Origin of the sequence: Halioxenophilus sp. WMMB6 (assembly GCF_033283405.1) — a bacterium.
In the GTDB taxonomy this organism is placed as follows: Bacteria; Pseudomonadota; Gammaproteobacteria; order Pseudomonadales; family Cellvibrionaceae; genus Halioxenophilus.
Window position 1 is genome coordinate 680,537 of record NZ_JAWMQR010000001.1, and the last position, 16,798, is coordinate 697,334.

The window sequence follows — 16,798 nt, forward strand, 5'->3', positions numbered from 1 at the left end:
CCATCACAGCAAATGGAAACCTAGCCTATTTAGCAGCTTGCATAGTGGTTTGAAACGCGGGCTAACGTTACTGAAAATATAAAAGGCTTTCAAGCCACAGGGTTTTCCAGCAGCCACTCATCGATAACTTCTTTGGCTGCACGAAAGGCTTCTATGCCTGAAGGCGCACCGCAATAGACGGTGGAATGGAGCAAAACTTCTTGAATCTCTGCTATTGAACAACCGTTACGCAAGGCGCCGCGAACGTGTGTTTTAAGCTCTGCCGATGCCTTCAATGCGGCCAGAGTAGCAACCGTTATCAGGCTGCGGGTCTGCTTGCTTAACCCCTCTCGGACCCAAGTGTCACCCCAGCAATTTTCAGTGATGTAGGTTTGCAGAGGCGCGGTGAATTCGGAAGCGGCCTGCAAGGTTTTATCAACATAAGCATCGCCCAACACCTGCCGACGCATCGCCATGCCTTTATCAAACTTTTCCTGATTCATAAGCCCTGCTGCCCCCGATTGCAATGATAGTGGAGACATTTCGGTTGAAATGCCCCCTCATACACCAGATTAACGACCGTAAAATGCGGTAAAACTGCTGGAACCCAAGGTATTGGCGTTGATCATAAAGCCGATCAGCGCAGCCGTGGCATCGTCCGGCACACCCAAAGTTTCTGTTTTCAGCGCGAACACCGTAAATACATAACGATGCGGTTTATCGCCTGCGGGCGGGCAAGCGCCACCAAAGGCGTGACTACCAAAATCGGTACGCGCCTGTTTAGTACCAGCCGGCAAGGCCTCGCTATCAAGCACACCAGCGCCCTTAGCCAATGCCGTTACATCGGCAGGAATATCATAGACCACCCAATGCCACCAACCCGAGCCGGTTGGCGCATCGGGGTCGTAAACGGTTACCGCATAACTTTTGGTACCTTCTGGGCCAGGCGTCCAGGTTAAATCCGGTGATACATTCTCGCCGCTACAACCGAAGCCCTTAAAGACCTGCTCGTTGGTTAAGGTGGCGTTTGGCGCGATCGTTTTGCTGGACAAGGTAAGATCACCTGCAACTGCCCACTGTGATAACAGGCCAGCCGTGGCCATTAAGATAATGTTTTTTAATTTCATAACTCCCCCATTGTTTATCTGTTTTCTATTTTTCAACTGGATATTGCCATACCACGTATTTGTGATTTCGATCTGGAAATAGAGCAGTCCATAAGCACTCATGTCCGGCAATGTTGGCTCTAGCGCTCCCAAAGGTTGGCTTTTTAAGGTGCGCGGCATAGCAAAAGGTAAAACATCATAAGGCACAAGTCAGTAACTCTCATCGGCAAAATAGAAGTTTTATATTTTTGTAAGAAGTACTAACACTGAAAGCCGACACTGGATCAGCCGACGTCGCGTGCAAAGCCGTATCATAAGCTAACAGAACACCCGGCCAAACATCGATGCGATACTGAGTAACAGCCATGCGCCCCTACTATTCAAGTAACCGCTGCTTCAGCTTTTGATAATCTTTGTGCCCCCCACCACACCCATCCAAACCCACACGATGACCTTAACAACAACTGCTGTCAGCCCCAGCTGCAACAAAAACAGCATCATTAGTGCTATTGCGTAGCATTTTCAGCCGCAGAGCCGAGAGCAGTCCTCTAACAGGCATGAGTATCTTGGCCTGCTGAGGGAGATCTACAATTTCCGGAGTGGAGTTCAAATGGTTTGGCAAAGGAGGCTACCGTAGGATTCTGTCCGGCCAGTCCATAGCGGCGTCTGTAACGCCAACCAAGGTATCTGCAAAGTGGAATGCTGGTCTTTTCGTGAGTGTGAACCTGACCTACGCTAAGAGCAGGTTGCAACGCGCTCTGGTTATTTCAGCTAAGCCGCCTTTTTATACATCTCTAGCGGGTTATTCATCTCTAGCGGGCAGCCATCCGCACCCGGGTGTTGGCTGTAGCCAACGGTCACTGGCTGTTGGCTTCTCACAATAGAAGAGCCTTAGAAGCCGCCAGCACGAAAGGTGATACTGAAGAGATCGCCGCCGGCATCGATACGGCCTTGGCTGTATTCACCAAAATTGAGATCGAGTTTCAGGTAACGCCAGGAAAAATCGAGCCATGATTTATTACCTAGGGGTATGCCGATACCCAGGCCAAAACTGGATCCAGCACCCGACTCGCTGGACGGGGGGCCTTCCAGTGTAAACCCCCTGTCACCGGGTCTTACCGTCCACATATCACTGTTGTAATAGCCTCTGCCCGCGCTTAAAAACGTGGTAAAGCGCTTGAGCGGGTAGCTTAGCCGCAGGTTCAGATCGATGCCGTAGGTGTTAATTCGTAGATTATTGTTTGTGGTACCTGGAATTACAGCACCATTGCGCTCGTAGTCGGCGCTAAACCACATTAACCCGGTGTCCAACGCCAAATATCGATTAAATACCCAGCCGAAATTAGCTCCGTAGCCATAGCGATTATCACTGACATCCATTTGGCCGGAATTGTCTGCCGCCTCAAAGTCAGTAGCCGATAGGGAAAGATAATAATGATCGAGCAGCGACGTTAGTATTTCTGCTTGCTGAGCGTTGTCAGACGTTGATTGTGATGGGCTATCGCTTGCCGCTTCTGCGACGGTCGCTGCTGCTGTGCCCGCAAGGAAAATAAAGGCCGGTAATACCAGCGCGTGAATAGAGTGACCGATTCTGGAAGTCATGGTGGAACGCTCCTGCTAGGGCCTGTTAACACTAATTTAGCACCTCTGTTGAGCTTGAAATGAGCTCGATCTAGGCGCGAGCCGCGTAGTTTGGTGAGCCCAAATCAGCGGTGAGCAACAACGAGCGAGCTCATTTCAGGCTCAACCCATCGGGCTGGGGCCAGTTTTTTGCCCAGCGTTGTTGCCAGCCGCTTATGTAGGCCCACTACATAGCACGTCTGGCGCCTAGCTGGACAAAAAACTGACCTCCAGCAGTGGTGCTAAATTAGTGTTAACAGGCCCTAGCATACTCAGCTGTAACCTGGAACTGTTCAAACAACCCTAGATTCCTCCCTGCCGGAGCCACTGCAACAAAACAGAGGGCACTAAGGCTATCGGCCGGGTGCAGGGTATTGAGGTGACGCTGGAGTTGGTTAACCCTGCAGTTGGAGCGTAAGAGCTGTCGCCCGGATCTCGGGAGGGGCTTGCGCTGGGCGAGGAGCTGGTAGCGCCCAGCATCCCCGCCCCGGCTGGCCATCCTGGCCGCCACAGCTGGCATGATCCTCCTCTATTTTTAAACTGTCTATTGCTTATTTAAACTGACTATTGCTCAGAGGAAATTTTCCCGCAGCCTCAGTTGAGAGCAGATACAGGCCTTACCCGCCTATGCCACCTTACTCCCACTCGATTATAAATAAGCAATTGTTTTTCTTTATTTTCAGATAGTTATAAATCGACACATTCACAATACCACGAAAAATACCCTGCCTAGAAATTTCTTGAAAATAGTTTCACTTTCTGCTGATTAGCCCCTCTTTACAAGGCGAAACCAGAACTGCAGAGTGAGACTACTACCCCCAAGGGCCAGTAAAAAGCCCACACTCTGGGATCAATGATATCACAGCATCTCTCCCGTTCCCGTTACGACAAGGGTTGGAAGTGCCCGTATGGTTACGCTGACAAGGATCAAGCCCGCCTTAAGTTTAATTGCTTTTCTGGAAATTAATGGTAGAGAGTGCGCCGTGAAAGGGGATACGTCAGAAAAAATTCGCACTACAAAGCAAAGTACTATCGATTCCGGAAAATGCGTTTCTCAACGATGATGGCGATGAATGGCAATGTCAAAGAGAATATAGACATTCAAACACAGCCTCCGTGCCCATAAAAATCCCTGACAATACGCACTTAGATCGTTCCGGCAATGACTGGTCATGTAACTATCCATTTTGGTAACAAGGTGAACAATGTTATTTTACGGACTAAATTTCGAGTTGATGTATTTGATCCTGCAAAATAGCGCTACTCAGGTATATCTATTGGCAGCCCAATAGCGTATGTTCTCTGTCCTGCCCATGCGGAATGCCCATATCCTTTGATATTCGATTGACAGTTAGCACCATTTCACAACCGTCCCTCTAAATCCGGTCTGCTCATTGCCCATGTTCATTCACGAACGACTAATCATGTGAGCAAAGCCGTGGAAGCCTATTTAACCAAGCAAGAAACCACCCTGATTCACGGGGTATCTTATTACATTAAATCCCTCAAAGATAAAACACAGTTTTTCGATCCTGAGGGGACGGCTGCTGCGCTCGGAATTTCTTCGGCCATGTGGCCGATAAGCGGCATGTTATGGCCTTCTGGTATTATGCTCGCAGAAGTTATCAGTGAATCACCATTAAACAACTTGCGCATACTCGAAGTCGGTTGTGGGATTGGCTTGGCAAGCCTGGTTGCGTCCTCCAAAGGAGCGGACATTACCGCCAGTGATTACCACCCACTCACAAAAACACTTTTAGCCGATAACGCTGCTCTCAATGGTCTGCCCGCCATACGGTATTTTCACGGCGATTGGCACAAGCCGATAACAAACCGGGGAGTCTTTGACTTAATTATTGGTAGTGATCTGCTGTACGACAGCGATAATATTGAAATACTTGCCACGTTTATTAACTGCCATCTTGCAAAAAACGGCAAAGTGATACTGATAGAGCAACGACGTCGGTTAGCCAATAAATTCGTAAAGCATCTAACCGCTTTTAATATTCATTGTGAAATCGAAGATTTTCCAGAACAAAAGGTAAATGGCGTAAGACTAAATTTTAAGCGCTATAACTTTTCAAGAACGCCCACTTATTGATAACTGGGAGCTTTACGATACGCTTGACACAGAGAGCGAAACTCTCTAAGGTTCGCACAGCTAAAAACTTAGCCTCTAATTTTCAACCTCCATCTCGCCGCAGTTCGTCGTCCTGTAGTTTCTAAATTTCAGTCTATTTTCTCTAGTATCCCCCAAATTATATTTGGTCATTTTTATTTATTTCAGGTTATTCTTATGTCAGAAAAAACTACAGGAACCGTAAAATGGTTCAACGAATCCAAAGGCTATGGCTTTATCGAACAACAATCAGGCCCCGATCTTTTCGCTCACTTTAAGTCAATTATCGGCGATGGATTCAAAACTCTGGTTGAAGGCCAGTCAGTTGAGTTTACTGTAGCTCAGGGGCAAAAAGGCCCACAAGCCGAGAACATTGTTGCGATTTAGCCTTCATCACAATGTTTTTTGCGTGCCGGTGCTTGTAGCCCCGGCTCTACACTTCTTGATGTATATTTCCAAACCCGTTTCCTTGCTCTAACCTAATCTTCTTTCTATGACAAAACGATTAGTAAAATAGAATCCAATAGTTATTGATACAGTGTATTAGCACCCGATTCAAAGCTGGAAAATGATGAAGATTTGGCGGCAGTTGATATAATCATTGCCACCAGTTCAAAGTAGCCGAGCCTGAATTACGGACTTTTTAACACCGTCCTAAATACCATGTTCAAAAACTTCTTGGATAGAAATTATTCTTAGCAAAAACTCATTGTTATTCGATGTCTTTTCCGAACGAAATTCTTGAAGGGTAGCATTTACGCAGTTTTTCTTATTTGAGAGAATCATAGCCACGCTCTTTTAGACTAAAACCTTAATTTTCAGTAGTTCTGTGCCGCATAGAGTCCTCACCGACAGTATTCTCGAGTAGGATTTTGGACCTTGAAAATAACCTTAATACAATCACCCCTAACAATGCGGAAAATAGTGAGGCAGACAATATACCCAGTTTTGCAGCATTAATTTGCTCCAGATTATAGGCTAAGTTGGCAATAAACATCGCCATGGTAAACCCTATACCTGCCAGTAATCCACCACCAAGAATCATGGGCCAAGGTAAGTCTTTGGGTAGAATCGCAATACGCAGATGAACTGCTATCCAGCTGAATAGCAGTACACCGATAGGCTTACCCAAAACAAGCCCAAGGAAGACAGCGATTGTTAATGGGGTTGCGAAATCTGTGGTAGTAATTGGAATGCCGGCATTGGCGAAAGCAAACACTGGCATAACTACAAAACCCACCCAGGGGTGAAGTAGCATCTCCAGGCGCTCCAGAGGGGAAAGAGCCTCGCGTGCTGCCGCTTCGGCCGTTTTCAGTGCTTTACGATCAAGCGTATTGCCACTCCAATGATCCCCTCGGGGATATGCCACCACACAGTCCATAATGGTATGCAAGCGATCATCGCTGACCCACTTAGTCGTGGGGGTCATCAGGCCCAGTATGACCCCCGTCACTGTAGGATGAATACCCGATGCATCGACAGCCAACCAAATCCCTCCGCCTAATAAAAAAAACAGCGTAATGCTACGAACTCCGAGCAGTGCCATCGCTTTAACTGCCGAGAAACCCACGACCGCGAGCATAATAGCGAGCCAGTCAATTTGATCGCCATACCCCAAGGTCACCACAATAATGGCACCCAAATCATCCACTATAGCCAGCGACAACATAAAGACCCGCAAACTTTTGGGAATACGGGTTCCCAATAAGGCCAGACAACCAATCACGAACGCCGTATCTGTCGCCATGACTGTTCCCCAACCGTGCTGACCTGACTGTCCCCACTGAAAAAAAAGATAAATCAGTGCGGGAACTAACATACCGCCTACAGCTCCGGCAATCGATAACATCGCCACTCTAAAATCGTGCAACTCTCCTAGCACTAACTCACGTTTGAGCTCCAGCGCGATCAGAAAGAAAAACAAGGTCATCACGGCATCGTTAATCCAGTGATGCAAGGATCGCTCAAGCTCAAGGGTGCCAATGTGAACACCCACAGGGGTATTCCAGAAATGACTGAAGGATTCATTTAACGGTGAATTGGCCAGATACAGTGCGAGCAGTGTAAAAAACAGTAACACCATGCCTGCAGCAGCTTCAACTTGAAAAAAACGTGACAGCGGCTGAACTAACCTATCGATATATTCCTTTGGCAATTGTGTGGAATGCCCTCGTTCAAAACCAGACGATTTATTACTCACTTTCCCCAGCACCTCAACTTGACGATATTCTTTCAGATTCTGAAGCAGCGCTTGCAGAGTTCTCTTCCAGGTCGAGCCCGGCATCATTCATTGCGTCTTGGAGCTTGTTGTATTGAAGTTTTTGAATGTGATAGACATTCACTCGCTCACTGGCAATGCCATGTTCAGCGATTAGTCCTGCGCCTGGCTTGCTCAATTTTTTACTCCGATAATTGAATTTCGGTAGACCCGCTTAACTCAAACTTCGTACATCCTTTGATGCTGTAAACAAAATATTTGGCTGGAGTGATCATTAGTGCCGGGCTCTCACAAGCGTTAAATAAGTTGCACAGATACTTTTTGATGAACTGGGGTAACAGTAGGCCCAAATTGATTATAAACCGCCACATCGGCAGCATCGCGGCCATAACCAATAGCAATATAACCACCCTTTTTAACTTGCCGGGACGCATCAAAGGTATACCAGCGATCGGCAACATAGGCTTCAAACCAAGCGTGTAATTCCATTGGCTCAAGACCATACAAATATCCAACGACCATACGAGCGGGAATACTCAAGCCCCGGCATAGCGCAATACCCAGATGCGCGAGATCTCTGCATACCCCTGATTTTTGCTGATTCACTTCAATCGCAGATAATGATGAGAAGCTGCTGGCTGGTTGATAGCCAATCGTGGTGTGGAGCCAGTGTTCAATCTCGGCTACCTGGTCATAACCGAGTTGTTGATCAGCTGTGATTTCAGACGCCATATCTCCAAAACGGTCAGATTCACAATAGCGGCTGGGTAGCAAATATTTCAGTACACTGTCTGGCAGATTTTGAATATCAACAAAAGTCCCACCAGGTGCTTGATCGACATTGTCAGCAGTCATAATTCGGGAAGAGGTATATACAGTAAAATCACCCGGCGGAGCGATCAGGCGTTGGCAAAGATTGCCATAGTCATCCGTAAACTCAAACGCAGGAACACTCGGATAGAGAAGATACTCTTCGCTTGCAATCCACTGTTGTGCACCGCTTCTTGGTCGAAGCATTAAAATAAAAGGCGTTGGAACATCTATCACAAATTTTAATTCACAGCTTGTTTGTAACCACATATCGAAAATATCCTTTCGACGATTAGTCCAATTCTGTAACCCAAACATTCACCATCATATTTGCGCCAGGCGGCCCATGAAAGGCCCCACAGATAGGCGGCACGGATTCCGGTAATCTTGCTACAGCGACAGCAATATGCTCGGCCCCGACAATATTGCCTATGGTAGGGTCAAAGCCTTTCCACCCTGCACCAGGAAGAAACACTTCAGCCCAGGCGTGGGTAGACCCTGATTGACCGAGTGAATTAGTGGTAGCGTTCGAGTAGATGTAGCCGCTGACAAACCGTGCCGCAAAGCCCAATTGCCTTGCAGCGGCCATAAAAAGGAAAGCTGAATCACGACAGGAACCTGAACAACAAGATAGGGTTTGCTCAGCGCTTTGCACACCTTCTTCTTCGCGGCTCCGGTAGGTTAAGGTCTGATAGATACGCTGGTTTAGCCGAAGTAATAAGGCGAAGGTTTGAATTTTCTCGCCAGGCTGCCAAATATCATTAATCCAGTTTGTTAGGGTGTTGGATGCTGCCATGCCAGGTGGAATCATATATGGAGATAACAGCACTTTATCTTCATCGGTGTAATAAAAGGGGTAAGCGACCGCATAATCCGCAACCAAAAAGTCGTGGGGGAGTTGGTCATATTGTTGGATAGTGATCTCGCTTTGTACGGTCAGAATTTGTGTGCTGTCAATGAAGGTCGCAATGGCAACAGAATTTCCTTCCACATCCCGGTGCCAACGCAGTGTAGCAGGCGGAGATATATCCAGCTTTGAACTTTCAATACGGAGTTCATGCCCCTCCCTTGGCCGCAGCCGCAAGGTGTGTGGCTGTAACAAAACCATACCGGAAAAATTGTACTGAGTCTTGTGGACTATTTTATAACGTTTCATCCAGTCTTCACCCAGTTAACCTCCAGCGGCTTTACATAAGCCTCGATTTTCACGATAAGGTTCATTACATCTCCAGCCATCTCCCGCCGAATTAAGATGCGCATTCGCAGGGATAACGATGAGAGAACACAACTCACCCTTTTTTTCATACCCTCTGATACATCGCCAATCATTGCCCTCATCTTCGAGGTAGGCGTTTTCAGGTAGAGTAATTTTGATACACGAATCGTCCTCTTTTCGATATCCACGTTCACATTCCCAGCTTTCCCCACGCCGATCAAGGAAAGCATTGTCAGGGATTTTCAACGCAATGCAGGTGCTGTTTAGTTCTTGATAACCTCGCTTACATTCCCAACCCTTATCGTAGGTTGAAGATGTAGCATACGCATTGGCCGGAATAACAATGCTTTTGCAGCTTTTACCAGTACTTTTATAACCTTGCTCGCAATTCCATCCGGAACCATAGTTTGAATCGTTTAATACAGCATGTTCAGGCACTTCAATTTTTATACACTGAGTTGAGTCTTCCCTAAAGCCTTTTTGATTAGGTCTGTACCCTCTCTCACACTTCCAACCCGTGCCATATTGGGCATCGACCAAATAAGCATTGGCTGGAACGATAACAGCCTCACAGCCATCGTCGTTTTTCAAAAAGCCTCTATCACATTTCCAATCCGACGCGTAGGAACTAAGATGCGCATTTTCCGGTATCTGTATCGGGATACAGGCATTGTCCTTTTTTTTAAATCCTCTATTGCAATCCCAACCAGACCCATAAGTTTTTTTGTAGGCATTTTCCGGTATTTCTGGAGCATCAGTTTGTGCCGATAGATTGCCAACAGAAGCTGTCAGTAATGTAACAATGGCTACAAAATTCAATAGATAGTGTTTTAATTTCATGGCTGTAATCCATTCTTGTTAAAAGTAGAAGCTAGTGGCCTCTCTCGCCGATAGGTATAAACTTTTGAAACAAAGGGCGAGGTCATTGCACGAACCAGTGCGCTGTAATTAAGCTGAAAGGTCACCTCTTCTCCCACAAGCAGCTTATTTTCGGTAGACTCAATAATGAGGTGATCACTACTAGCCCCAAGAACCTTGATACCCGTGGGAGTTTGCATTCCACAGGGATCGACATCCTGTATGCCAATGGCCAGAATAGATTGCCTCACAGGGCCTCGATCACTAACGGGTAGAGCTTCTCCGAAGGCAGCCTGCGCAATATTACCCGTCGGTTGAGATGGTTTGATTTTCGATTCGATAACTTCCGCAACAAGGGTAATGGCGTCTGAGAACAAGCCATCTATTGGATGACGCTGGAGCGTCTCGCGACCGAGCAAAATAGCTTCACCGAGACGTAGATTATTAATTCGCCCTGTTTCGTTGTTACCGTCCAATGCCCATAGCAGATTGGCCGAATTGCCTCCAGACACCACGTCTAGCGTCAAATTAAACAGCGTTTCAATGCGCTCTGCCAGTTCCGATAATATAGCCATGTTGGTAGCATCAGGAGAAACACCACAACGGCAGGCGAGATTAGTGCCGATACCTATGAGTAAGACATGGGGTAAGCAGATGACCTCTCGTACCGTGTCGATCAAATCATCAGGCATAATGCCTTCTCGGAGGTCTCCCAGCTCTACCATTAACAGTATTTGGTGGATTCGATTCTGCTTCTGTGCTTCGTGTGAGAGCTTTTTAATGACCTCGATTTCAGTGTTGCAGCTTGTATCCGCAAATTTTACAACCTGTTCTACCTGACTCAGCATTGGTGACCGAATGAGTATCATCGGAACATTATTGGCCTGTACATTGTTGCCTGTGAGGCGAAGGGCCTTGATGTTTTCGATCCGCGAATCCCCCAACCCAGCCACCCCTGCTTGCAGGAAGGTGTTGGCAACTTCCACTGAACCGAGAGACGCTTTGGTTATTCCTGTCACTGAAATTCGGTGCTCAGCGAGTCGTGTCACCAATTCATGGGCATTGTGATAAATCTTGTCGAGATCAATTTCCAATCTGGGCGCAGCCATTAGGCTACCGTCGGCGTTTTCGCCTGAAGATTCGGGAAAGCTGCAACGACCATCTGCACCAGATGCTCAGGTGATCGCGTTAAGGCATCGGTAACCGGAATACACAAATCCTGCTCATATTGACTAATGGCATCCGTTACATCGGCATCGGTCATGTTTTCATGATTAATGGTCAAGCCGATCACTCGAGTGTCGGCAAAGGTCTCAATTAAATGGATTTCTGATAAAGGCGAAGGCATCGGCATTTGCGCAAAATCACAGCGATGCTGTCGCGCGGGAGCGTGCTGCAATACCACACCGTTAGCGCAGCTACCACGCAGAATAAAAGCCGAGGAAGAAAAAGCGGGATGACTTAAAGCACCTTGCCCCTCAATAATAATTACATCGGGCCGTTCATTTTCAAAAGCTTCAACAATGGTTGCCTCTAGTTCACCCACGCAGAATTGTGACGGAATCGCATCGAGCGCCACACCATAACGTGCGCCTTGAATTAAGCCCGTTTGCCCCGTACCAATCATCACAGCCTTGATACCCCGATCATTCAGCGCCCGATTTAAAACTGTAGCGGTGGTACGTTTCCCAATAGCGCAATCTGTACCCAGCACGGCAATACGTGGGCAAGTCACCTCATTGATACGACCACTGAACATTCGCAAATCTTTTTTTGCTCGCGGTTTGCGGATATCCAGAATTTTTACCTGGCTTGATTCGCAAGCCGCTATAAACACCGGGTCATCATTCAAAAATTCATGCAAGCCATTGACGATGTTCATGCCATGACTCATCGCCTCAAGTATCAGACTGCGTTCATGAATGGATAACATACCGCTGGCAGGAGCCATACCAAAAATAAAGTAATCGGGCACTTTTCCAGCCTTTGACAAGGCATCGGCAAGGTCTTTGCAGATGGGTATATTGTTGGGTTTGTCATCCAGTATCGTACCGCTATCAAGACCGGATTTTTCGCTGTCGATGACAGAAAGGATTCTGTACTGTTCAGAATGACGCACAAGTCCGTTGGCTGTTTTACCGTCAATGGCGGCGAAATTTCCTTCGCAGTAAACAATAGCAGTCGTTGTTTGCTGACTAACACGCAATGGTTTTAATGGTAAATGCTCAGCTCCCCCCGTAACGATGGCCGGGATAACCGAGTGCTTGATAATGGGTGAATTGCCTGATAATGCAGGCATAATGGTTCCTTGAGTAAAGACTCAGAGGAGGCAACCAGATCGTGCCGGCCAGGATTAGCCGAATGTCAACGAGAAGTCCCGCTAAGTAATGATGCCGCGGGAAAAATATCCCACTGGCTGGAAGTGATAGGCTAGCTTAACACAAGCAACAGTTAACTGATATGAAAGTAAGTATTTTGTCGCTTGCATGTCAGGCCAACCACTTGGCCTCACGAATAGCCTGCTTAACTACTGGTATTAGTGGTGGGGCTACGCTCAGGACTCGTATTCCGCAATGGAGCAACCTGGAAATAAATTCGGGCCGGCCCGCCAGCTCTCCACACAAAGAAAGTGGTATTTCGCGGTTATCATTGTGTACGAGTTGTAAAAGTCGGAAGATCACATCAGATCCATCATCAAAATACTGCTCTACAGCCGCGTTATCCCGGTCAGCCGCGAAGGTATATTGTGTCAGATCATTGGTGCCAAAACTGAGAAAATCGACATATTTTCCAATCGCTTGTGCTGAAAGAGCCGCTGCTGGTGTTTCAATCATCGCTCCTATTGAAGGAACTTCTGATAGCCTCATTTTTTCACCTAGTTTCAGCAACTGTTCCTTCACAATTAACACATCGCTCGGCAGGGTAACCATGGGAATGAGCACACGAATATCAAGCTCTCTGGAAAGTTCTAATATAGCGGATAATTGCGTAGAAAGGAGTTCGGGATATTCCAATAACAACCGAATACCCCGCCGCCCTAAAGCAGGATTGGTTTCTGCCATAAAACCAAGAAAAGGCAACGGCTTATCCGCGCCGATATCCAGGAGACGGACGCATATAGCATGCCCTTTAGCTGCTGCCAGGGTTTCGCGCATTTCATTAATCAGTTCATCTTTATCAGGAGGCACACTGCGCCCCAGATAAACCTGTTCTATGCGGTATAAGCCAACACCATCCGCACCGTTATGCATGGCTTTTTCCGCATCCTCCCGGCAACCCACATTGGCCAACACGGAAATAGAAACTCCGTCTTTGGTCACTGCCGGGCGCTGTGCATGCACTCCTGCAGCCTCAAAAATCTCAGCTTTAGTTTTGATTTTTTCCTGAAAAACGGCTTTATCATCAACATTAGGTCTAATCGTCACCGCTCCCCTATCCGCATCCACTAATGCGTAGGCATTGTCAGGCACACTGGTAATCAAGTTCGGAATTCCGGCAATAGCCGGAAGCCCTATTTCACGCGAGAACAAAGCTGCGTGGGAGCCTAAGCTACCATACTGTAAAAGCACTGCGGCAATAGGCCGTCCTGCCAAAAAGACGGTATCGGAAGGCAGCAAACGCGACATCACAAGAACACAGTTATCGGGGATTTTATCTAATGAATGAACCGTGATACCGGCCAACGCATTTTGTAATCGAATTGATATATCGTGCATATCGTCGCCTTTATCCCTGGCGACCTGGGATTCCATCAGTAGAAATCGTTTTTCCCATCGAAGAAATACGGTCTTTACTGCACTGCTGGCACTGACGAGATTGTCGACTATTTCCTGACGCAGTTCATCTCTCAAAACCCGGTCATTAACCATTAACTGATGTGTTGCAAACACTTCGGCAAGCCTTGCATCAATCTGTTTTTCTACACGTGTAGCCAACTCCAGAAGATCGTCAGAAATAGTGGCTGTTGCCGCATCCAGACGGGACAACTCGTATTCAATACCGTCGCCGTTTCCCTGTTCGGAAACATCGATTGGTCCCAGCAAACTATGGTGGAGATGGGTCAGCCCCTGGGCAAGCCCTGGGGATATGGGTTTCCCGGTTAATATGAATGATGTTGTATTGGGTGCTTGGTTGTCTTCTTGAGCATTAGTCATCATCTCAATATCCCACACCGCCCCAAGGGGTTTGGCGGACTGCTTTTAAAGTGACCCCATGCTTTTGATCCGATTGTCATTCTTTGCTTTTTTTGCTGCCTTTTTCTCTTTCTGGGTCAATAAAGGCTGCTTCTTAGATTCTTTATTACCTTTTCGTTCCTTGCTCATAAACTACTCCACGTATGGGTTGAGTTATTCCTTAGTGACACGCATGCCTTTAAGGAATTTGAAAAGATCGCTGTCAGTAGAAAGTACGATGGTGGTATTTTTACCAATCATTTCAGGATAAGAAGCCATGGTTCGCGTGAACTCGTAGAATTCCACTGATTGCTGGCTTTGATTGTAGGCCCTGGCATAAATTTCAGTAGCTTTGGCATCCGCTAGACCACGAATTTCCTCTACCTGACGATAGGCTTCAGACTGAATTTTGTTGAGGTCACGCACCCTGTTCCCCCGAATTCTGGCGGCTTCGCCATTGCCTTCGGACAAAAATCGTTCGGCAATTTGCCGACGTTCACTGATCATCCGGTCATAGATTTTTGGTCTTACGCTTTCGTTGTAGTTAATGCGTTTAAAGCGAATATCCAGTAGCTCAATTCCGAACACCCCCACTTTTTCAGTCGCTGCCTTGAATATTTCCTGCTCCACCAACTTGCGGCCTTTTTCGATAGGCACCAGTGCACCCATAGTAGAGCCTTGTTCTGTGGAAGGTACAGCAACTTCACCAAGGACAGTGTTATCAATGAGTGGCACACGATCCTTGGTAGTGCGGATAATTTCAATCAATTCGTGTTTGGCTACCGCGTTGCGCGTTTCACTACCAAGAATATCGTCCAGCCTGGATTGCGCACTGCGCTCATCACGCAGGCGTAAAAAATATTGTAGCGGATCAACAATTCGCCAGCGGGCAAACAAGTCTACGGAAATATAGAGTTTGTCTTTAGTGGGCATATCGGAAGGAGCACCATCCCATTCCAACACGCGTTTGTCGATGGGATTTACCTCTTGCACAAAGGGAATTTTGAATTTAAGACCGGCCGTCGTTACCGGCTCGCCAACAGGCTTACCAAACTGGGTAATGATGGCCTGCTCAGCTTCATCAACGGTATACAGCGAACTCCCCAGGACAAATACACTAACAATGACAATAACAAAGACTGTTATAAATCGACTATTTTTCATGGTTGATGCTCCTTTTTCCCATCGAGATTGAGCAAAGGCAACAGGCCAGAGCTGGCATCATCCATCAACACTTTTGATTCGATGTTAGGCATCACTGCCTGCATAGTTTCGATGTAAATACGACGACGCGTTACTTCCGGTGCTTTTTGATATTCCGCAAACAGCGCATTGAATCGCAGAGCATCACCTTCAGCTTCATTGATACGTTTGATGCGATAGCCATCTGCTTCGCGGATACGCTGATCCTTTTCACCCTCCGCCAACGGAATGACCTTGTTGTATTCCCGTCGCGCCTCATTAATGAGTTTTTCTTTCGACTGTTGCGCCTGATTCACTTCATTAAAGGATTCCTGCACAGGCTTGGGTGGATTGATGTTTTTTAACTGCACCTGATCAATGCTGATTCCCATCACGTACTTCGTGGATAGCTCTTGCATCTTGACCAATGCTTCAACTTCAATCTCCTGCCGACCAATGGTAATCACTTCATCCACAGTTCGATCCCCCACTACCTCTCGCATGACCGATTCGGAGACATAACGGAGCGTTTCTGCGGGCTCACGCACTTCAAATAAAAACTTGACTGGATCAGAGATTCGGTACTGCACAACCCATTCCACCAGCGCGGCATTCAGGTCGCCAGTCACCATTTGTGTTTCACGACTACCATCGCGCGCGCCCTGATAAGGATCACGGGCACCCGGTGTGGCAAAACCAAACTCCTGCTTTAATTGCCGCTTGACAGGAACAATCGTAGTCTCATCAATACCTAGAGGCAGCTTAAAATGTAGTCCTGGCGGCACGTCTTTGAGGTACATACCAAACCGCTGCACTACGGCAACAGAATCGCTGGGCACCGTGTAATAAGCCGACCAAAGACTTAAGCCTATAAGTAACAGAAGGCCAATAGTCAGTAACTTACCAACGCTGCCGTTATTGTTTTTCCCTGAATTACCGCCCCCGAATGAACCTTTTAATCGGTCAATGGCTTTTTTAAGTATCTGATCAATATCAGGTGGTGATTGGGGTCTACTCCCCCATGGGGTGCCAGAATCATCATTTTGGGACGGCATTAGATAGCCTTTAGGTAGGGGGCAGGCAAAATAGCCTGCTCCCTACCCATATGGGGGCGGAATATTTTTTTACAAGGCTAAAAGTACGATTACGATTTACCCACCAGGCAAACCAATTAGGATTGTTAGTCTGTCCCGCTCGTGGCACTACTGTCTATGACGTTACGGCGTGCAATAGATACTATTAAAAATGCCATTGATGATGCAGATTATATTATCAATTAGATTGTTTTTATCATTACAATTCAATAGGTTACAAATTCCTGTCACTCCCACTCGATGGTAAATAAGCACCTATTTTTCTTAATTTTCATATGGTTACGACATGGGAATTTTCGCAATACCACGAAAAATACCATGCCCAGAAATTACTTGAAAATAACTTCATTTTACCAATTAGTCCCACCACCACCAAACCTTGTAAGCCTTCGATATTTAACCTGCCAGGATTGTCCAATTTAGG

General features: G+C 46.9%; 15 protein-coding genes. 2 read left to right on the forward strand and 13 right to left on the reverse strand.

What is annotated here, in order from left to right; genetic code table 11:
* Positions 1-89: 89 nt before the first annotated feature.
* The 3 genes from SBL51_RS02905 to SBL51_RS02915 form a co-directional block, all read right to left on the reverse strand.
* Positions 90-482: a carboxymuconolactone decarboxylase family protein gene (locus SBL51_RS02905; RefSeq protein WP_317929050.1), complete on the reverse strand. Its 393-nt coding sequence runs from the start codon at positions 480-482 to the stop codon at positions 90-92.
* A gap of 69 nt (positions 483-551) precedes the next feature.
* Positions 552-1,292 (reverse strand): YbhB/YbcL family Raf kinase inhibitor-like protein, encoded by a 741-nt coding sequence (locus SBL51_RS02910; protein WP_317929051.1) that lies wholly within the window; start codon positions 1,290-1,292, stop codon positions 552-554.
* Positions 1,293-1,976: 684 nt separating this feature from the next.
* Positions 1,977-2,687, reverse strand: coding sequence for an outer membrane beta-barrel protein (locus SBL51_RS02915; protein ID WP_317929052.1), 711 nt, complete (start codon positions 2,685-2,687; stop codon positions 1,977-1,979).
* A gap of 1,444 nt (positions 2,688-4,131) precedes the next feature.
* Between SBL51_RS02915 and SBL51_RS02920 the strand changes: the two genes are divergently transcribed.
* Together SBL51_RS02920 and SBL51_RS02925 are read left to right on the forward strand one after the other, a co-directional pair.
* Positions 4,132-4,806, forward strand: coding sequence for a class I SAM-dependent methyltransferase (locus SBL51_RS02920; protein WP_317929053.1), 675 nt, complete (start codon positions 4,132-4,134; stop codon positions 4,804-4,806).
* Positions 4,807-5,001: 195 nt separating this feature from the next.
* Positions 5,002-5,211, forward strand: coding sequence for a cold-shock protein (locus SBL51_RS02925; RefSeq protein WP_317929054.1), 210 nt, complete (start codon positions 5,002-5,004; stop codon positions 5,209-5,211).
* A 424-nt stretch (positions 5,212-5,635) separates the two neighbouring features.
* On the opposite strand, the gene nhaA is transcribed toward SBL51_RS02925, so the two are convergent.
* The 10 genes from nhaA to hflK all read right to left on the reverse strand — a co-directional run bounded on the left by nhaA (position 5,636) and on the right by hflK (position 16,335).
* Positions 5,636-7,111 carry a Na+/H+ antiporter NhaA gene (gene nhaA / locus SBL51_RS02930; protein ID WP_317929056.1) on the reverse strand — a complete coding sequence of 492 codons (1,476 nt, stop codon included), beginning with the start codon at positions 7,109-7,111 and terminating at the stop codon, positions 5,636-5,638.
* A 228-nt stretch (positions 7,112-7,339) separates the two neighbouring features.
* Positions 7,340-8,122, reverse strand: a complete 783-nt coding sequence (locus SBL51_RS02935) for a transglutaminase family protein (RefSeq protein WP_317929057.1) — start codon at positions 8,120-8,122, stop codon at positions 7,340-7,342.
* Between the two features lie 22 nt (positions 8,123-8,144).
* Positions 8,145-9,008 (reverse strand): transglutaminase family protein, encoded by an 864-nt coding sequence (locus SBL51_RS02940; RefSeq protein ID WP_317929058.1) that lies wholly within the window; start codon positions 9,006-9,008, stop codon positions 8,145-8,147.
* 15 nt (positions 9,009-9,023) lie between these two features.
* Positions 9,024-9,908 carry a hypothetical protein gene (locus SBL51_RS02945; RefSeq protein WP_317929060.1) on the reverse strand — a complete coding sequence of 295 codons (885 nt, stop codon included), beginning with the start codon at positions 9,906-9,908 and terminating at the stop codon, positions 9,024-9,026.
* The gene (locus SBL51_RS02950; protein WP_317929062.1) at positions 9,905-11,035 is read right to left on the reverse strand and encodes an alanine/ornithine racemase family PLP-dependent enzyme; all 1,131 of its coding nucleotides are present in this window, start codon (positions 11,033-11,035) and stop codon (positions 9,905-9,907) included. Before SBL51_RS02950 ends, SBL51_RS02945 begins: the two co-directional genes overlap by 4 nt.
* Positions 11,035-12,225: a DUF1611 domain-containing protein gene (locus tag SBL51_RS02955; RefSeq protein ID WP_317929063.1), complete on the reverse strand. Its 1,191-nt coding sequence runs from the start codon at positions 12,223-12,225 to the stop codon at positions 11,035-11,037. The genes SBL51_RS02950 and SBL51_RS02955 overlap by 1 nt, the downstream gene beginning before the upstream one ends.
* Positions 12,226-12,415: 190 nt before the next feature.
* Positions 12,416-14,083 carry a phosphoenolpyruvate--protein phosphotransferase gene (gene ptsP, locus SBL51_RS02960; RefSeq protein WP_317929064.1) on the reverse strand — a complete coding sequence of 556 codons (1,668 nt, stop codon included), beginning with the start codon at positions 14,081-14,083 and terminating at the stop codon, positions 12,416-12,418.
* Positions 14,084-14,125: 42 nt separating this feature from the next.
* Positions 14,126-14,248 (reverse strand): hypothetical protein, encoded by a 123-nt coding sequence (locus SBL51_RS02965; protein WP_317929065.1) that lies wholly within the window; start codon positions 14,246-14,248, stop codon positions 14,126-14,128.
* Positions 14,249-14,272: 24 nt separating this feature from the next.
* Positions 14,273-15,262, reverse strand: coding sequence for a protease modulator HflC (gene hflC / locus SBL51_RS02970; protein ID WP_317929067.1), 990 nt, complete (start codon positions 15,260-15,262; stop codon positions 14,273-14,275).
* Positions 15,259-16,335: an FtsH protease activity modulator HflK gene (hflK, locus tag SBL51_RS02975; RefSeq protein ID WP_317929069.1), complete on the reverse strand. Its 1,077-nt coding sequence runs from the start codon at positions 16,333-16,335 to the stop codon at positions 15,259-15,261. Before hflK ends, hflC begins: the two co-directional genes overlap by 4 nt.
* Between the last annotated feature and the right edge of the window lie 463 nt (positions 16,336-16,798).